The organism is Enterococcus sp. AMC1252 (assembly GCF_058216515.1).
The window spans coordinates 503,761-521,519 of sequence record NZ_CM177097.1; the positions used below are offsets into that span (position 1 = coordinate 503,761).

Annotated in this window: 15 protein-coding genes; 13 read left to right on the top strand and 2 right to left on the bottom strand. The window is 36.3% G+C overall.

From position 1 onward, the window contains the following. Positions 1-144 precede the first annotated feature (144 nt). The 4 genes from AC4BB5_RS02375 to AC4BB5_RS02390 are packed head-to-tail and all read left to right on the top strand — an operon-like array spanning position 145 to position 1,893. Positions 145-801 carry a hypothetical protein gene (locus AC4BB5_RS02375; protein WP_490457822.1) on the top strand — a complete coding sequence of 219 codons (657 nt, stop codon included), beginning with the start codon at positions 145-147 and terminating at the stop codon, positions 799-801. Positions 802-851: 50 nt separating this feature from the next. Next, complete coding sequence (locus tag AC4BB5_RS02380) at positions 852-1,280, top strand: hypothetical protein (RefSeq protein WP_490457823.1); 429 nt, start codon at positions 852-854, stop codon at positions 1,278-1,280. A 14-nt stretch (positions 1,281-1,294) separates the two neighbouring features. Beyond that, positions 1,295-1,633: a hypothetical protein gene (locus tag AC4BB5_RS02385; protein ID WP_490457824.1), complete on the top strand. Its 339-nt coding sequence runs from the start codon at positions 1,295-1,297 to the stop codon at positions 1,631-1,633. Beyond that, complete coding sequence (locus AC4BB5_RS02390; protein WP_490457825.1) at positions 1,633-1,893, top strand: hypothetical protein; 261 nt, start codon at positions 1,633-1,635, stop codon at positions 1,891-1,893. Before AC4BB5_RS02385 ends, AC4BB5_RS02390 begins: the two co-directional genes overlap by 1 nt. Before the next feature lie 576 nt (positions 1,894-2,469). Here the strand turns inward: AC4BB5_RS02390 and AC4BB5_RS02395 are convergent. Both AC4BB5_RS02395 and AC4BB5_RS02400 read right to left on the bottom strand, forming a co-directional pair. Beyond that, complete coding sequence (locus AC4BB5_RS02395) at positions 2,470-4,245, bottom strand: ABC transporter ATP-binding protein (RefSeq protein ID WP_490459018.1); 1,776 nt, start codon at positions 4,243-4,245, stop codon at positions 2,470-2,472. Further along, a complete protein-coding gene (locus tag AC4BB5_RS02400) occupies positions 4,245-5,987 on the bottom strand; it encodes an ABC transporter ATP-binding protein (protein WP_490457826.1) in 1,743 nt (580 codons plus the stop codon). Before AC4BB5_RS02400 ends, AC4BB5_RS02395 begins: the two co-directional genes overlap by 1 nt. 98 nt (positions 5,988-6,085) lie before the next feature. On the opposite strand from AC4BB5_RS02400, the gene AC4BB5_RS02405 reads away from it, so the two are divergent. The 9 genes from AC4BB5_RS02405 (at position 6,086) to AC4BB5_RS02445 (ending at position 17,563) form a co-directional block, all read left to right on the top strand. Further along, positions 6,086-6,853, top strand: coding sequence for a MerR family transcriptional regulator (locus AC4BB5_RS02405; RefSeq protein WP_490457827.1), 768 nt, complete (start codon positions 6,086-6,088; stop codon positions 6,851-6,853). Positions 6,854-6,927: 74 nt separating this feature from the next. Further along, positions 6,928-7,260: a thioredoxin family protein gene (locus AC4BB5_RS02410; RefSeq protein WP_490457828.1), complete on the top strand. Its 333-nt coding sequence runs from the start codon at positions 6,928-6,930 to the stop codon at positions 7,258-7,260. 209 nt (positions 7,261-7,469) lie between these two features. Then, a complete protein-coding gene (licT, locus tag AC4BB5_RS02415) occupies positions 7,470-8,306 on the top strand; it encodes a BglG family transcription antiterminator LicT (protein ID WP_490457829.1) in 837 nt (278 codons plus the stop codon). Positions 8,307-8,457: 151 nt separating this feature from the next. Then, positions 8,458-10,350 (top strand): beta-glucoside-specific PTS transporter subunit IIABC, encoded by a 1,893-nt coding sequence (locus tag AC4BB5_RS02420; protein ID WP_490457830.1) that lies wholly within the window; start codon positions 8,458-8,460, stop codon positions 10,348-10,350. After that, complete coding sequence (locus AC4BB5_RS02425; protein ID WP_490457831.1) at positions 10,347-11,771, top strand: 6-phospho-beta-glucosidase; 1,425 nt, start codon at positions 10,347-10,349, stop codon at positions 11,769-11,771. Before AC4BB5_RS02420 ends, AC4BB5_RS02425 begins: the two co-directional genes overlap by 4 nt. Positions 11,772-11,885: 114 nt before the next feature. Further along, positions 11,886-13,202, top strand: a complete 1,317-nt coding sequence (locus tag AC4BB5_RS02430; protein WP_490457832.1) for a metallophosphoesterase — start codon at positions 11,886-11,888, stop codon at positions 13,200-13,202. Positions 13,203-13,371: 169 nt separating this feature from the next. Next, entirely contained in the window at positions 13,372-13,749 is a 378-nt protein-coding gene (locus AC4BB5_RS02435) for an OsmC family protein (RefSeq protein WP_490457833.1), read from the top strand. Positions 13,750-13,782: 33 nt separating this feature from the next. Continuing rightward, a complete protein-coding gene (locus tag AC4BB5_RS02440) occupies positions 13,783-15,423 on the top strand; it encodes a peptide ABC transporter substrate-binding protein (RefSeq protein WP_490457834.1) in 1,641 nt (546 codons plus the stop codon). A 181-nt stretch (positions 15,424-15,604) separates the two neighbouring features. Next, positions 15,605-17,563, top strand: coding sequence for a heavy metal translocating P-type ATPase (locus AC4BB5_RS02445; protein WP_490457835.1), 1,959 nt, complete (start codon positions 15,605-15,607; stop codon positions 17,561-17,563). Positions 17,564-17,759: the final 196 nt, after the last annotated feature.

Sequence of the window (17,759 nt, forward strand, 5' to 3'; positions counted from 1 at the left end):
GGTGTGAAAGGGTAAAGTAACGCTGGGATCTGCTGCTCCATGTTTGAAGAAGCGGCTAGATCAAGCCTTTTCTTATATTAAACTGATAAATAGTGCGTTTAATTAAAAAAGAATTTTGAGAATAATTAAGGAGAAATGGGTATTATGAAATTTAAAAAGATAACAAAAACAGCAGTATTATTGCCGCTTTTGATTTTTACCTTAACATTTATTTATGGATTGTTAAAATTTGATTTTTCGGGGAATACAGCCAACCAGTCTTATGGATTGCTGTATTCATTTTTTGTATTGTCATTTGTTTTTATCGGATATATCTTTTCTTTCTTCGTGAATGCGGTCGTGGTTGTATTTTTTCTGAGAAAATTTAGACAAAAGAGTCAACAATTGCAATGTCTGATCAGTGTCTATGTGACATCGTGGCTTTTGCTACTCGTTCTATTTTTTAGGTTTGGTTATTCTGCCTTGTTTCCGTATAAAACATTTTTTGCACCTGGAACGATTGGTGTAGGGTTAATGGTATTATTTTTAGCTGTGACAGGCTGGCAAGTGGTTGATCGCTCAACTGAAATTACTATTGATACACCGAAAATAGTTAGTTCAAAATTTGTTGCTGTGGGTGTGATGATTCCAGTTATAATTGTTATTTTGACGGCTGGAACACGCTTGGGGTTTCTTACTTATGCCCAAAATAATCGAAATGATGAGTACCAACAAGTGATTGAACAAAAACTTCATAGTGTTGGAACAAGGGGGAGGGCAAATTCTGGACAAACGATGATGATGAAGCGAAAGCTCGAGTAAAAGAGTACTTAAAATTATACGGCTCCTATCGAATACTGGATCTTTCTGAATTGAAAAAATTAAGAAAGAAATTGAAATCAAGTGGTGGTGGCTTATCGAAGAGTGAAGAAATATATTTAGATAATAGTCAAGCCTTGTTAGCTATAACAACTGCTTCTCTGACGATGAAAGAAGGATTAATAGAACTAATCAAACTCTATCAAGATGCAATTATAGAAGTGGAACAAGTTTGGATAGAAGGACTCCAACATGCTCGCTCAATCGGCACAGAATTGAATGAAGCTGAAATTATTGAGGCACTAGCTTTAGTTGGAGCAACAGAATCAAGTATTGTTACAGAACCCACGATATTCTATAAAGAACAAATAGCAAAAGCGAAACAACTAGGTGAGAGCTTTGATAGTCTCGTTTCTGAAATTAAATCTGGTATTGATAAACTTGTTCAAAGCGATAAAGATTTAGCAAGTCAACTTTTCTAGGAAGGGGTATTCAGTTGGAGCAGCAAGAAGTATTGGAGATAGATTATTTAAGAAAAAAACGCCAATTTGAAGAGAAAGAAGACGACATTCTCTTTCAAAGAGATCGTGGAATACGTGACTTGGAAGAGATTGCAGACAGGACATATTATTATTTAAAAGACTATGTTCCTGATCAAGAATTTATTATACAGGCTGTACATAAGTTAGATAGAATGAAGGAAGAAGTCTATGAAGCGGCACGACATGACAGAAAGCAGATCGAACGAGAGCTAGAAGAATTAGATGATACCTATTATCGTGCGATTCGCATATTAGATGATCAGGAATTAGCTAAGAAAGAGAGTGATTTTTGATGTTAGACGATGTAAAAAAGGAACTTAAAAAAAATGCACAAAAGGAAGCAATTGCTGCAGCTATTGGTCATTCTATGAATCAGAAAATACAAACTAATAAGCAAACAGCAAAACAAAGTGGAGAAACGAAACTATCTTCAGTTAAAACCAATATGGCAGCTGTGTCCGAGAATATGGGGAACTCCGTTAAGGGGCAATTTGGAAAAAAGGTAAAAGAAGCATTCCAAAAACAAAGTAAAAATTTAGACAAGTTTCAATAGCAAAGACTGAATTCTCCTAACAACTGAGATTGAAAAAAATCAAAACAGAAACTTTATGAAATATGGGTGTCACCTTTATTATGTAACTAAGTAAATAACCTCAAAAGAGGTGTCTCATACCTGAAAAACGCCCAAAAACAAACATAGAAATAGACCCCACGCAGTACTAACCTCATGTTCGTGAAGAATTAAAAAAGAGTTAGAAGGACAATTTCCAAATGATCCTGACGTTCTTAGCCAACATTTAAGTTATGTGGATGATTTGTAAACTCTAAAAAGAAATGGAAAAAATTATGATCTCTCTTGATCAGAAAATGATAGCTGCAGAAAATAATGCATTGACTTTTTTAGAAGCGACTCCTAATTGCATCCCACTTTATATTCAACGTTTATCCGCTCATTATGAACAGTGGTAAAAGGAGAATATGGAAACTATCAGAAATATGAAGGTTGGGACTATATTCTTTCATTTTGTCTCTGAAAAGCATAGCAAGGCGTACCTTCCTTATGAAAAAATACAGTAAAAAACAAGTTGGTCACTCATTTAAAAAGAGCAACCAACTTGTGTGATGTTATTTAAGTTTGCTGAAACTGACTATTATAAAGAGAGGCGTATAATGAAGGTTTCGCCAATAATTCTTGATGATTTCCTTTCTCCACGATATCGCCATCTTTCATCACTAAAATCAAATCAGCATTTTCAATTGTAGATAAGCGATGAGCAATCACAAAGCTTGTCCGATTGTTTGTTACCTCATCCATCGCTTTTTGAATGTGAGCTTCCGTTCTAGTATCCACACTAGACGTTGCTTCATCTAAAATAACAACAGGAGGATTTGCTAAAATGATTCTGGCAATCGTCAGTAGTTGTTGCTGACCTTGTGATAATGAACCATTTTCACTTGAAATGATCGAATCATAACCATTTGGTAATGTACGAATAAAGTGATCACATTGGGCGATTTTAGCAGCTTCAATCACTTCTTCTCGAGTTGCGTCCATCCGTCCATAGGCGATATTTTCAGCAATTGTTCCTTCAAATAGCCACGTATTTTGTAAAACCATCCCGAACATCGCACGTAGATTGGTTCTTGAAAGGTCTGTGATATCTACACCATCAAAGGTAATACACCCTCCATTTAATTCGTAAAAACGCATCAATAAGTTTACTAAGGTCGTTTTACCAGCACCAGTCGGTCCGACGATCGCTACCATTTGCTTTGGTTGAACGGTAAAATCAACTTGTTTCATCAACATTTTTTCTTTTGTATAACCAAACTGAACTTTATCAAATGAGATTGCTCCAGTTGGATGATCGATGAGTTGTACGTTCGCTTTTTCTGGAACGTCGTCTTCTGCATCTAAAATTTCAAAGATCCGATCAACGGCTGCTAAAGCTGCTTGAATCGAGTTGATAACATAAGAAGCGGTAGAAATCGGTTCAGAAACTTGATTGATATATTGTAGATAAGCTTGAAGTAAGCCAATTGTGATCCCACCTTGTAAAACTAAGAAGGCACCGATGATCGCACTGACGATAAACGCTAATTGATTGATCAAACGAATCGCTGGATAAATCGCAAAGTTCATAAATTGAGCACTTAAAAAGGCTTTGTAATGTTTTTGGTTCGTTTGTGAAATGACTTCTTTGGCATGATCTTGTTGGTTGAAGGTTTTCGTCACTAAATTTCCAGATAAAAATTCTTCTGTTTTATTATTTAAAATGCCAAGTTCCGCCTGACTTTGTTCGGCTAGTTTTTTATTTTTATTCGCAATTTTACCTGTTAAAAATGAGCTGCCTGCAATCAGTACAACGACGATCAAGGTTAGTTTTACATCAATGTAGAATAACATGATACCAGCAAACACGATTGTTGAGATCGACGTGAAGAATTGATTGATCCCAGTCAGAAAAACTTGTGATAATTGATTTAAACTAGTTGTTGTCCGGCTTAAAATATCGCCTACTTGATGTTGATCAAAAAATGCCATTGGTAATGATTTGAACTTTTTCGTGACTTCTTTTCTGACTCTTAATGTGATTCGTTCACTTAAAGAGGCCATTACACGTTCTTGAATGTAAGACATCACACTGCTTAGAATGGAGAATACAATTAGAATCAAAACAGGTACCAACAAAGCATCTTGAATCATTGAAAACGTGAGGTGACCGACGCCGTGAGTTTTGATAAGCGTAAGTAAATCATCAATGGCGATACCCATGATAAATGGCATAGCAATAATTAAGGCATTCCCAATCAAACTGCAGAGAATCAAGCCGAAAAATATTGGACGTTCTGGTCGAATCAATTGAAAGAATCGTTTTAATGTTTGTTTATTTAATTTTTCCATCATGGTTGTACTCCTTCCGTGATAATCCCTTGTGAGCGGGCAAACTCTTGGTACGTTTTATTGTTTTGTAACAGTTGTTTGTGTGTCCCTTGACCCACAATTTTACCTTCATCTAAAACAATAATGTTGTCTGCTTGTTGGATAGTACTTAATCTTTGTGCAACAATCAGTAAAGTTTTATCTGCCATTTCTTCTTTTAATGCTAACCTTAATGCAGCATCAGTTTGGTAATCTAGTGCAGAGAAACTATCATCAAAAATATAAATATCCGCAGGTTTTATTAAGGCTCGAGCGATACACAGTCGTTGTCTTTGACCACCTGAGAAGTTCGTTCCACCTTGCGCTACGAATGAATCATAGCCATCTTTTAATGTAGAGAGGTAAACAGCAAGTTGTGAAATTTCGGCGGCTCGATCCATATCCGCTTTTGTTGCTTTAGGGTAACCCATCAATAAATTGCTCTTGATAGTTCCACTAAATAGAAAGGCTTTTTGAGGAACGTAACTAATTTTAGAACGTAGCTCTTCTTGCGTAACATTTCTGATATCCATGCCATCGAATAAAATCTCACCTTCAGAGACGTCGCTAAGTCGTAATAATAATTTGGCAACAGTACTTTTACCAGAACCAGTCCCACCGACAATCGCAGTTGTTTTTCCTTTTGGAATACTGAAATGAATGTCTTCTAAAACGGCTTCATCCGCTTGATCATAACTGAATGTTACATGGTTTAAATCAATCAGAGTATCTTGTGAATCAGATTTTTCAAGTAAAACAGGTTGGTCAGTATCCAGAATTTGGTCTTGTGTATTCAAAATTTCTTCGATTCTTTTTACTGAAGCCAGCGATCTAGGTAACATAACTAAAACCATGGCGGCAATCATGAGGTAAGCAAGCGTTAGTAAAGAATATTCAACAACGGCTGAAACAGTACCAATCTGCAACGTACCAAGCGCAACTAAATTTCCACCAAACCATAAGATAGAAGAGAAAACCACGCCCATTAGTAAGAAAGCAACAGGTGTAATAAACGCAAAAATACTATTTACGCGAATCATGCCGTTTGCATAGTCAGAAAATGTTTTATTGGTTCGGTCTTCTTCATACTCTTGATTGTTAAAAGCACGGATCATATTGATTCCTGTAAAAAATTCCCGCAAAGTCACAATGATTTTGTCCATTTTTGGTTGGATCAATAGTGAAAGCGGTGTTCCTTTTTTCATCAAGATATATACGATCAAGCCAAAAACTAAGATTGCAATCAGTGGAACTAATGCTAACGTTGCTGAATAGGTGAACGTCATATAAAGTGAGAACACCGCAATAATCGGTGCCGGTAAAATCAGTTGTAGAAACAACACGATCATCTGTTGAATGTTATCAACATCGTTGGTCATTCTTGTCAGCAATGAGCCTGTCCCAAAATGGTCTGTATCCTTAATAGAGAATGTTTGAAGTTTATCGAAAAACATTTCCCGTGTTTCTAAACCAAATTTAGCGGCTACTTTAGCTGAAAGATAACTTCCCGCAATTGCTGAGAGCGCACCAAACAAAGCCATTGCGAGCATTTTAAGACCAATTATTTTGATTGACTGTGTGTTGCCACTCGCAATCCCCACATCGATCAACTGTGCGACTAATAACGGCACACCAAGTGTTCCGATAATTTGTAAACATAAACTGATCACTGTTGCTAAAATAAGTATCCTATTCTTTTTAATGAAAAACTGAATGATTTTCATGTAAATTCCTCCTTTTCAAGACTCAAAGGGAATTCTACACCTTCAAGTCACTTGAATGTCAATGTTTTTTGTTTATAATAAAATTAAGAGGTGAGTTTATGGAAAAAGAGAAGTTATTGACTGTGGGACAAGTGGCTGAAATCATGAAGTTGCCAAAGTCGAAAATTCGTTATTGGGATGATATGGATTTACTAACATCATCTAGAAATCGGCATAATGGTTATCGGATGTTTGACATGGAAGATATCCTAACAATCAGCGATATTGATTTTTACCGCAGATTGGATATTCCCATCAATAAAATGAGAAATCTCTACCGAAAATCACCAGAAGAATTATGGACGATATTAGATGAAACAGAAACTCGAGTCGCTGCAGAATTAGCGGAACTAGAGAAAAAACAACAAGGGATCAAACACAGAAAAGATCAATTATTGAGTTTGATTGAACTGAAAGAAAAAGACTTTCTTGACGAGCCATTAGATGTAGAGCGAATTATTCCAATTGATCTAAAGGATCCTAATGAATTACAAACATACATTGACAATCCTTCAAGTTTGGTAGTGTATATCGAGTCTGATCATGAAAAAGAAATCATTTATGGGTTTGCTGTCACAACTAAAGAATTTGTAGAAGAAGTGACGATTTGGCAGCAACTAGAGCAACCAAGTTATTCATACAAACAATTCCTACTTACAATCAAGTCTGACAATCCTTTAGAAAATAATTTTCAATCAATGAAAGAAAAATTGGAGAAACAAGGCTATCAAACTGGAACGATGGTTGGACGTTATATCATGACTGCTGAAGATAAAGATGGATTTTACAGGGACTATTACAAGGCATGGGTTGAAGTGAATAAGTAGCGTTTGGGCATAAAAATCGTAATCTTGGTAAGAAGGTGCTATGATTTAGCCAATTACAGAAGGATGATTAGTCTATGGAAAAATTACAAACAATTCAAGAAGTAATAACCTTTATCAATGAAAATCATCTTGCTTTTATCTATGTTTCGCAAGAAGATTGTTCGGTGTGTCACGCACTCAGACCTAAACTGACCGAGTTATTGAAACACTATCCTAAAATTGAACTAAGAGAAGTGGAAGCTGATAAGATTAAAGAAATTTCAGCTGAATATTTGATTTTCTCAGCACCGACGTTACTTTTTTTCGTTGATGGAAAAGAGTATATTCGTGAAGGAAAATTTGTTCAGTTTCAAAAATTAGCCGACGCAATCGAACAAATTTATTCGTTTGAAGAAAACAGGGTATAGTTTAAATTCAGGTGGTTGAGTCATGTGAGAGGAGGTTTGTTGTCAAAATGTAAGCGTACTATTGACAATGAAAAAAAGACGTTGTATACTTTGGTCAACGGATCGTTACTGGTAAAGCAGGCGTGACCTCTCACATTACTTTTTTTGGTGATGTTTGATAAGGTCAGGTCTTTTTTCGTTTTTCAAGTCAAGAACAGGAGATAATTTCAATGAAAGTACTGAAAGTTTTTAATAATAATGTTTCTTTGATTTTAAATGATGACAATATCGAAGAAATCATTATGGGCAAAGGCGTCGGCTTTAACAAGCGTGAAGGTGATGTGATCGATTCAGCCCTGATTGAAAAAAGATTTGTTCTTGAAGGTAATAATTCCGTTAGCAATTTAGATAATCTGCTTGCAAGAATCGATATTGAAGATATTGAACTGGCCAGTGATATTATTCAATTAGGCGAAGCAGAATTAGAACAATCGATTGATGATTCCATTTTACTGACATTGTCCGATCATATCGGATTTGTCTTAAATCGAGCTGCAGAAGGCTTACAAATGCGCTCGCCGCTAGAATGGGACATTAAACAAATCTATACAAAAGAATATGCGTTTGCATTAAAAGCCGTTCAAATGATGCGGGAGAAAACAGGTATTGCTATTCCAGATCAAGAAGCAGCTTTTATTACTCTTCATTTTGTCAATGCCTATAATTCTACTAGCAATATGAACGAAACAATGCTGACAACTAAAATCATTCAAAGTATTATTGATATTATTAAGTATCACTATGGCAAAGAATATGATGAAACATCCTATGATTTCACTCGTTTCATTACCCATATTCGTTACTTTGTTAAAAGACAGTTAGATAAAGAAGTTTCATCAAATGAAGACTCATCTTTGATCAATTTAATCGCTGTCAAATATGAACTAGATTATCAGTGTGCAGTCAAAATCAAAACATTTTTGGAACAACAATACGATTGGACGATTTCAAATGATGAATTGATGTACTTAACACTTCACTTAAATCGCTTATCAAGCAATCAATAGGATCGTTACTGGTATGGCAGGCGTGACCTAAGAAAAACACTTAGTTTCTAAGTGTTTCTTAGGTCACTTTTTTTCGAGATTGGGGCAGGAGTTGCTTCTGTTTCCACCGTGTATCATCAATAAAAACGAAGCAAAGAGAGGAATTACTATCATGCGTTATGAAGAAGAAAGTAAAAAAATCATCGAACTTGTCGGTGGGAAATCAAATATTAATAGTTTAGTTCACTGTGCCACACGTTTAAGATTCAGTCTGAAGAATACAAAAAAAGCGGATAAAGAAGCCCTTGAAAAACTTCCCTATGTGATGTCAGTGGTCAATAGTGGTGGACAATACCAAGTGGTGATCGGCAGTAAAGTACCAGATTATTATGCGGCGATCCAATCACTTGCTGATTTAAACGAAGATGCACCTAAGACTGAGAAAAAATTGAGTTTTAATTATGTATTCGAAGTGATTTCTGGTGCCTTTTCACCACTGATCCCAGCAATGGCAGGTTCTGGAATGATCAAAGCTGTTTTAACAATTTTAGTTGAAATGAAATTATTAGCTGATACTAGTTCAACTTATATGGTTTTAAGTGCAGCAAGTAATGCGATCTTTTACTTCTTACCTGTTTTCTTAGGAATCACATTGACGAAAAAAATAGGCGGAAATATGTATGTTGGTGGTGTGATTGGTGCGGCATTACTGGAGCCATCATTCACAGGGATGATTGGTCAGGGAAAGCTTGATTTTCTAGGGATCAATTTAAATGTTGTTGATTATGCAACAACGATTTTCCCGATTTTTGTAGCGATTTTTATCTACTCATTTGTGGATAAACTCTTACGTAAAATTATTTTTAGAGACCTTCAATTATTTGCAGTACCAATGTTTAGTTTGATGATCATGGTTCCATTGACGGCTTTACTTTTTGGTCCATTTGGAACGGTCATTGGTGATGCGTTATCACAAGGTGTAATGTGGTTGATCGGAAAAAGTGCGTTACTTTCAGGAATCGTATTAGGTGGTGGAATGCCGTTTATGGTCATGTTTGGCTTGCATTGGGGCTTTTCTCCAATTACGCTTGAAAACTTAACCGTTATGGGTGGTGATCCAATTGAAGGAATGGCTGTTGCTGCAGTATTTGCTCAAATTGGGATTGCAATTGGTTTTTATTTGAAATCTAAAAAACATTCTAAGATGAAAGCCTTAGCTGGACCGTTAGCGTTAACTGGTTTATTTGCAGGAGTAACTGAACCGATCGTTTACGGTTTGATTTTAAGATACAAACGTTTATTACCAATTGTTGCAATTTCTGGTGCGATTGGCGGTGCAATTTGTGGTGTTACAGGTGTTACGATGAATGCTTATGTATTCCATAATATTTTCTCTATCCCAGTTTATACACCGAAAGTGGGTTACTTTATCGGAGTAGGTTCTGCGTTGATTGCTGGTGCAGTATTGACGTATTTCTTCGGTGTGAAAGAAGATGAAATGACCGATTTCTTACCTGAAACAGATCAAGGAGAAGATGATTTTCAAGAAACAGCGGTTGAAATGCCGACTAATGCTGAACGTGCAACTGAAACAATTGTTTATGCACCATTTGAAGGGACAGTAATTCCGTTAAAAGAAGTTGATGATGATGTGTTTTCTAGCGAAATTGCAGGAAAAGGTGTTGCGATCATCCCGACAGACAATAAAGTTGTGGCACCATTTGACGGAACAGTTGTCGCAATTTTTCCATCAAAGCATGCCATTGGTTTGAAGTCGAATGACGGCAGTGAATTATTGATCCATATTGGAATCAATACGGTTAATTTAAATGGTGAATATTTTGAAACAAAAGTTGAAATGGGTGATATAATCACACGTGGTCAAACGTTGCTAGTCTTTGATCGTGAAAAAATCGAACAAGAAGGCTACGCGATGACTTCGCCAGTCATTTTGACGGATGGACCAAGTATGGATACGATGAACATCATCAACACCACTGAGTCAGTAACACCAGACACAAAGCTATTTGTTGTAGGCTCAAACAAGGAGGAAACGGATAAATGAGAAACGATTTCTTATGGGGCGGTGCAGTAGCTGCTCATCAAGTTGAAGGCGGCTTTAACCAAGGAGGCAAAGGCGTCAGTATTGCAGATGTGATGACTGCTGGTTCAAAAGACCATGCTAGAGAAATTACAGACGGGATTATTGAAGGAAAATTTTATCCCAACCATGAAGCAATCGATTTTTATGGACATTATCAAGAAGACATTAAGCTGTTTGCGGAAATGGGCTTTAAATGTCTGAGAACAAGTATCGCTTGGACAAGAATTTTTCCAAATGGTGATGAACAGGAACCGAATGAAGCAGGACTTACTTTTTACGATGATTTGTTTGATGAATTATTGAAACAAGGAATCGAGCCCGTCATCACGTTATCTCACTTTGAAATGCCTTATCATTTAGTTAAACAGTATGGCGGCTGGCGTAGTCGGGAACTGATCAGCTTTTTCACAAAATTTGCTGTAACTGTGATGGAGCGCTACAAAGATAAAGTAAAATATTGGATGACCTTTAACGAGATCAACAATCAACGAATCTTAGAAAATCCAATTTATTCATTTACCAATTCAGGTATCCTGTATCAAGCAGATGAAGATAAATTAAAAACGATGTATCAAGCGGCACATTATCAATTTGTGGCGGGGGCGATCACAGTTGCTGAAGGGCGAAAAATCAATCCAGACTTTCAAATTGGTTGTATGTTGGCAGCAACACCAAATTATCCACTGACAAGTGATCCAAGTGACATCTTTGCAGCGCAACAAGAAGATGAGAAACAGTTGTTTTTTACAGATGTTCAAGTAAGAGGAAACTATCCTCGTTGGGCAGTCAAAGAGTGGGAAAGAAAAGGCTATGAGCTAGATATTACTGAAGACGATTTACAGTTACTAAAAACTGGAACAGTTGATTACATTGGGATTAGCTATTATTTAAGCAACACGATTTCAACACGACCAGAAGCCGTTCGTTTAGAGGATGACTTACTTGGAGATAGCTCACTTGTGGAGAATCCTTATGTACGTATGACGGAATGGGGCTGGTCGATCGATCCAGCAGGCTTACGTTATTATCTAAATATTTTAAGTAATCGTTATGAACGACCGATCTTTATTGTAGAAAATGGATTTGGCTATGCCGACACTTTAGTCGAAGATGAAATACATGATGTAGAAAGAATCGATTTTCTTAGCCAACATATCAAAGAAATGAAAAAGGCAATCGAGATAGATGGGATCGATGTTTTAGGTTACACGGTTTGGGGTTGCATCGATCCGATTTCATTTACAACAGGTGAAATGCGTAAACGTTATGGGTTCATCTACGTGGATCGTGATAATCAAGGCAATGGCTCGTTGAAGCGGATCAAAAAAGACTCCTTTGAGTGGTATAAGCACTTGATCCAAACAAACGGAGCAGAAATATAGAGAATAATATAGAAGGTTCTCTCACTGTATTTTAGTAAATTAAAATCAGTGAGAGCTTTTTTGTGTAAAAAAGCATAAAATAGAAGGGAACAATATAGAACGGGGAATGCATGTATGAGAAAAAAGATTGGATTCGTTTTACTGAGTATAATCGTTGTATTAGCTGCAATCATTTATTCTGGACGGGATCAAGAGCAGAAAGAAGAAACCTTATTTAAAAAAGAAGCAATCGAATTTTGGGTAATCAGTGACCCTCATTACATTGATAAAAGCTTAACGGATTCAGGCTTAGCCTTTGAAAAAATCAAACAGACCGCAGCTGGAAAAGAGCTGGATTACCAAAAAGAGAGCTGGCAAGCCTTTATCAATAACGTGATCGAACAAAAGCCGGAAATGCTGATTATTACAGGTGATTTAACGTTGAACGGGGAAAAGATCAGCGCGGAAAAACTCGCCGAACTACTGAAACAATTGACCAATAAGGGAATCAGTGTCTTTGTGATTCCTGGAAACCATGATGTCAATGATGGCTGGGCGAGAAAATTTGTTGGTGATAAACAAGAAAAAACAAAGGCGATTTCAATCGCTGACTTTAAAAAAATATTCGCTGATTTTGGGTATCAAAATGCAACAAACTATGATAAAAGTTCCTTAAGCTATTTAGTATCTGTCAATCAGCAGTACAATTTTCTTTTCTTAGATTCCAATATCTATCCTGAAGATAATCAACCTCAAACAAGCCCAACAACAGGCGGGACGATTCGTGGGAAAACAATGAAATGGGTCAAAAAACAATTAGAAAAGGCTCAAAAAGAAAAGAAAAAAACGTTGGTTTTCATGCATCATAATATCTATGCTCATAACCAACTATTATCAAACGGATTTGTTCTTAACAATGCAGATGAATTCAAACACGTTTTAGCAGATTACCAAGTTCCCATTGTTTTTTCAGGTCATATTCACGCCCAAGATATCATGACAGAAACAGTCAATGATCATTCGCTAACGGAAATAGTCTCCAGCTCGTTTTCAATCGCACCTCGAGGATACGGTGTGGTGAAGCTAAAAGGAAAGTCTTTTGACTATCAAAAACAAGAAAGTATCCACTCGATTGCTCAAATAGAAAATTATCCTCAGTACATCAAAGAACTTTTTATTGAAGATGGGAGAAGATTAGGTTACGCTCAACTGATCGATGCAGGAGTATCTGATCGCCAAAAATTGGATACCGCATCTGAATTCGTGGGGCAGGTAAACTATCGCTTTTTCTCAGGGAATGATTTTATTACAGATGAAGAAGTAGGAAAAATCAAAGCAGAGCCAGGCTATCAAATCATCGCAGAAAATAGTAAGTTTTTAAAAGAATACATTGACTCTATTATGCAAGATAAAAACCAACAAGATAATCAATTGAAGAAAAATCTATACTGATAGCTAGCTTCCTAAATTCCAAGTGAATGAGGGGAGTTTTTTTATCGATAGCTTTTCGCTATCATACCTGTTAAATAACTATTATAAGTTTGCTGAATTTTGTACTATCATAGTAAGATAAAGAAAACGCTATAAAAATAGTAGAACAGACAAATGAGGAGTGAAAAAAATGGAATTGATTTCAAGTGAGAAGGGATTTGAATTAGTTCATCAAAGTGGTAACTGGGTATTAAAAAAAGAGGTTGGTTTTTCCCCTGTTGAAATGTTAGTTGCATCGATTGGTGCATGTGGCGCCTATGTTTATGAAAAGATATTAACAAACTCCCACGTTGCGTTTACAATCGAGCGCGTTGAAATTTCGTATGAACGAGCAGAAAATAAACCGGTGAAACCACTAAGCCGTGTGGTCATTACGTTTTCGATCCGTGTGTCAGAAGAAGACCAAGGAAAAGCTGAACGAGCGTTGAAATTGATTGGGAAGAATTGTCCAGTCATACAATCGTTAGATCCTGAAATAGTTGTAGTTGAACATGTAATTTTCGTTTAGCCGTACATCAATTAATGCACGAGGAGGAATAAAATGAAAAAGTTTTTCGCCATTAGTGCGCTGGTACTTTTATTTTTTGTGACGGGATGTAATTCAGCTGGAAAAACAGAGTCGAATGATTCGAAAAAGGCAATCGTTCACTTTACTGAGCCAGCGGAACTGCTGACACTTGATACAACACAAGAAGAAGACTTCACTAGTTTTAATGCTCAAAATCAAGTCCTTGAAGGGCTTTACCAATTAAATGAACAAGACGAAGCCATTCCCGCTGTCGCCAAAGAGCTACCGAAAATTAGTGAAGACAAACAGACGTATACGATTCCGTTAAGAACAGATGCCAAATGGTCAAATGGAGAACCAGTCACAGCCGAAGACTTTCTTTATGCCTGGAAACGAGCTGTCACACCAAAGACCGCGCCATCCTATGCTAGTTTATTTGTTTCTTCTATAAAAAATGCGGAGGCCATTTATCAAGGGAAGATGAGTCCCAATCAACTTGGAGTAGAAGCGCCAGATGCGCATACCTTAGTGATTCATTTGATCAAACCAATTCCATATTTTACGTCCTTATTAACATTTGAAACATTTTTCCCAATCAATCAAACTTTTGCTGAAAAACAAGGTAGTGAATATGGGACTTCCGCAAAAACGACTCTTTATAATGGTCCCTTTGTTTTAACAGGCTGGGAACAAAATTCTGATACGTGGCAGTATGTCAAAAATCCTGAGTATTGGGATAAGAAAAATGTGAAAGTCGATGAAATTCAAACGACTGTTGTAAAATCAACTAGCACTGCCGTCAATTTGTATCAAACAGACGAGCTTGATCGAGTGGTTTTAGACGGTGAGTTTTCTAAACAATATAAAAATGATCCTGATTTTCAAAACCAAAATGATACAAAAATGGGCTACCTACGCTTTAATCAAGGTCAAGGGAAACCATTGGAGAATGTCAATTTACGAAAAGCAATCTCTTTAGCGATCGATCGAGAGACCTTTGTTAATAATGTTTTAGGTGACGGATCGATTGCAGCGACAGGGTTTGTTCCACAGAATTTTGTTCAAAATCCAAAAACTGGAGAAGATTTCCGCAAAGAAAATGGGGTCCAACAAAAATTTGACAAAACCGCTGCGCAAAATGCATTCACAGAAGCGAAAAAAGAGTTGAAGACAGATTATATCACCTTAGTTTACTTGACGAAGGATACAGATACAGAGAAAAAGACAGCTGAGTATTTAGCGAGTCAAATTGCTGAAGTTTTACCTGAAATCAAATTTGAAATCACTACATTGCCGAGTAATAATTTACAGGAACGCTATTTATCTGGTGACTACGATATTGCTTTTGGACAATGGATGCCTGATTTTAAAGATGCAAGCACATTCTTAGATATGTTTGCTTCAACTTCTGGTTTGAATCACGTTAATTATAAAAATCCCGAATACGATCGATTGATTCAAGCAGCTTCTTATACAGATGCGGCAAATGAAGAAAAAAGATGGTCGGATTTACTACAAGCAGAACAGTTACTATTGGCCGAAGATTATACGATTGCACCAATTTATCAGCAACAAACAGCTTTGCTACAAAAGAAAAAAATTAATGGTGTGGTGAAGCATAGTTTTGGATCACCTTATAGTTTTAAATATATCCAAATAGAAGAAGAAAAATAAACTAGAAGCTAGACAAAATCTAAAGAATTTTGCTCTAGCTTTTTTTTTGCAATGAAAATACAGTTTTCACTTGACACATGAGTGACTGTTCATGTATTATAAGAGTATGATATATGAACGGATATTCATTTGAAAGAGATAAATGTATCTTTTCAGAAAACAAAAGAGGAGGAAAAATCAAATGGAAACAACAAAAGGACATGGGCACAATTGTTCAAATGAAAAAGGTCAAGAACACAAGCATGAAAGCGATCATGGGCATAGTCATAGCCACGGTAAAGCTCCAGTTATATTATTTTTTTCAGGATTGGCTATTTTTGTCGTTGCGTTTTTTATCAATGAAGGTTCTCTGTTACAAAACATTCTTTTTGTCAGTGCCATGCTATTATCTGGTTATCACATCATCATAGAAGGGATTGTTGATACGATCAACAACTCAAAAGAGCAAAGGAAATTTGTGCCAAATGTTCACATTTTGATGACGTTAGCCGCTTTTGGTGCAACCATCATTGGCAGTTATGAAGAAGGCGCTCTACTTATTCTTATTTTCGCAGCAGCTCACTTCCTTGAGGAGTATGCGGAAGGTCGCAGTAAAAGAGAAATTACCAACTTACTTAAAATGAACCCAACAGAAGCACGACTGATCCAAGCAGATGGCAGTGTGAAGACAGTTGAGGTTGCTACGTTAAAAATCGGTGATAAATTGCAAGTATTAAATGGTGATCAAATTGCAACAGATGGGATTATTTTATCAGGTCGTACATCGATCGATGAATCTTCTATTAATGGTGAAAGCATACCTAGAGAAAAAACAGTCGGTGATGATGTGTTTGGTAGTACTATTAACGGTAGTGGTACATTTACTATGGAAGTTACTAAAGACAGCAGTGATACAGTTTTTGCCAAAATTCTTCAGCTAGTCAATCAGTCGCAATCAAATTTGTCGAAAACCGCAACAAAGATTCAAAAACTAGAACCATATTATGTGACAATTGTCTTAATTTTAGTACCTATATTTATAGTAGCAAGTCCATTTCTATTTAATTGGTCATGGAATATAAGTTTTTATCGTGGAATGGTATTCTTAATTTCGGCGTCACCATGTGCTCTTGCTGCTAGTGCTGTGCCAGCAACGTTATCAGGAATTTCCAATCTAGCTAAAAGAGGTGTGCTATTTAAAGGTGGCTCTTACTTAGCGAATTTAGCTACAATTAAGTCAGTTGCTTTCGATAAAACTGGAACATTAACCAAAGGAAAACCATCTGTTACTGATTTTTATTTCTTGACGGAGACAGAGGAATTGACGGAACAAGTATGCATAGATCTAATCGTTGCAATGGAAAAAACAGCAAACCATCCATTGGCCAATGCAATGTTAGATAGGTTCAAGGCAGAAACAGAATTAACATTAACGGTTGAAAATGAGATTGGGAAAGGACTAGTGACAGAATATCTTGGCGATACGTACCAAATCGGAAAACCAGAAATTTTTAGTCTAGTGAATACTCAAATAAGTGCTCATAACGAGCAATACGCCAAAGAAGGTAAAACCGTTGTCTATTTTGCGAAAAATAATAAAGTGATTGGTTTAATTGCTATGATGGACGTGCCAAATGCAAATGCTAAAACAGTAATCAATTATCTTAAATCACAAGGGATTCACACAACGATGATCACTGGAGATGCGGAATTAACAGGTCAAGCAGTTGGTCGCCAAATTGGAATTGACGAAGTGGTTGGAAATGTTTTGCCTGAAAACAAGGCGGCAATCATCAAAGATCAACAAGAGCGTTTCGGCAGTGTAGCTATGTTAGGTGATGGGGTCAATGATGCACCAGCATTAGTAACTGCTGACATTGGTGTAGCAATGGGAGATGGTACAGATATTGCTATTGACGTAGCGGATGCAGTACTGATGCAAAACGATTTAACTAAATTCAGTTATGCACATAAAATTTCTAAACGCTTGGATCGAGTTGTTTGGCAAAACATTATCTTTTCAATGTTCATTGTGGCTCTATTAATCACCTTGAATATTCTTGGGAGAATGGACATTACGATTGGTGTTATCGCGCATGAAGGAAGTACGTTGCTTGTTATTTTGAATGGCTTACGTTTATTGATTCCATCGAAAGATTAGTGAGATGAAAGTTCAATAAAATTGCTCAACTGTATGCATTGAATTTAGAAAATGTGAAAAAAATGAGTGTTTTTATTGAAAAATTAGTGAAGGTCAAAAAAAAAGATTTGTTGTTAAAGCTGCTTTTTAATTAAATTAATAACAAATGAAAAATAGAATATAAATTTTGTTTTTTTAACATTATTGATTTTAAAAG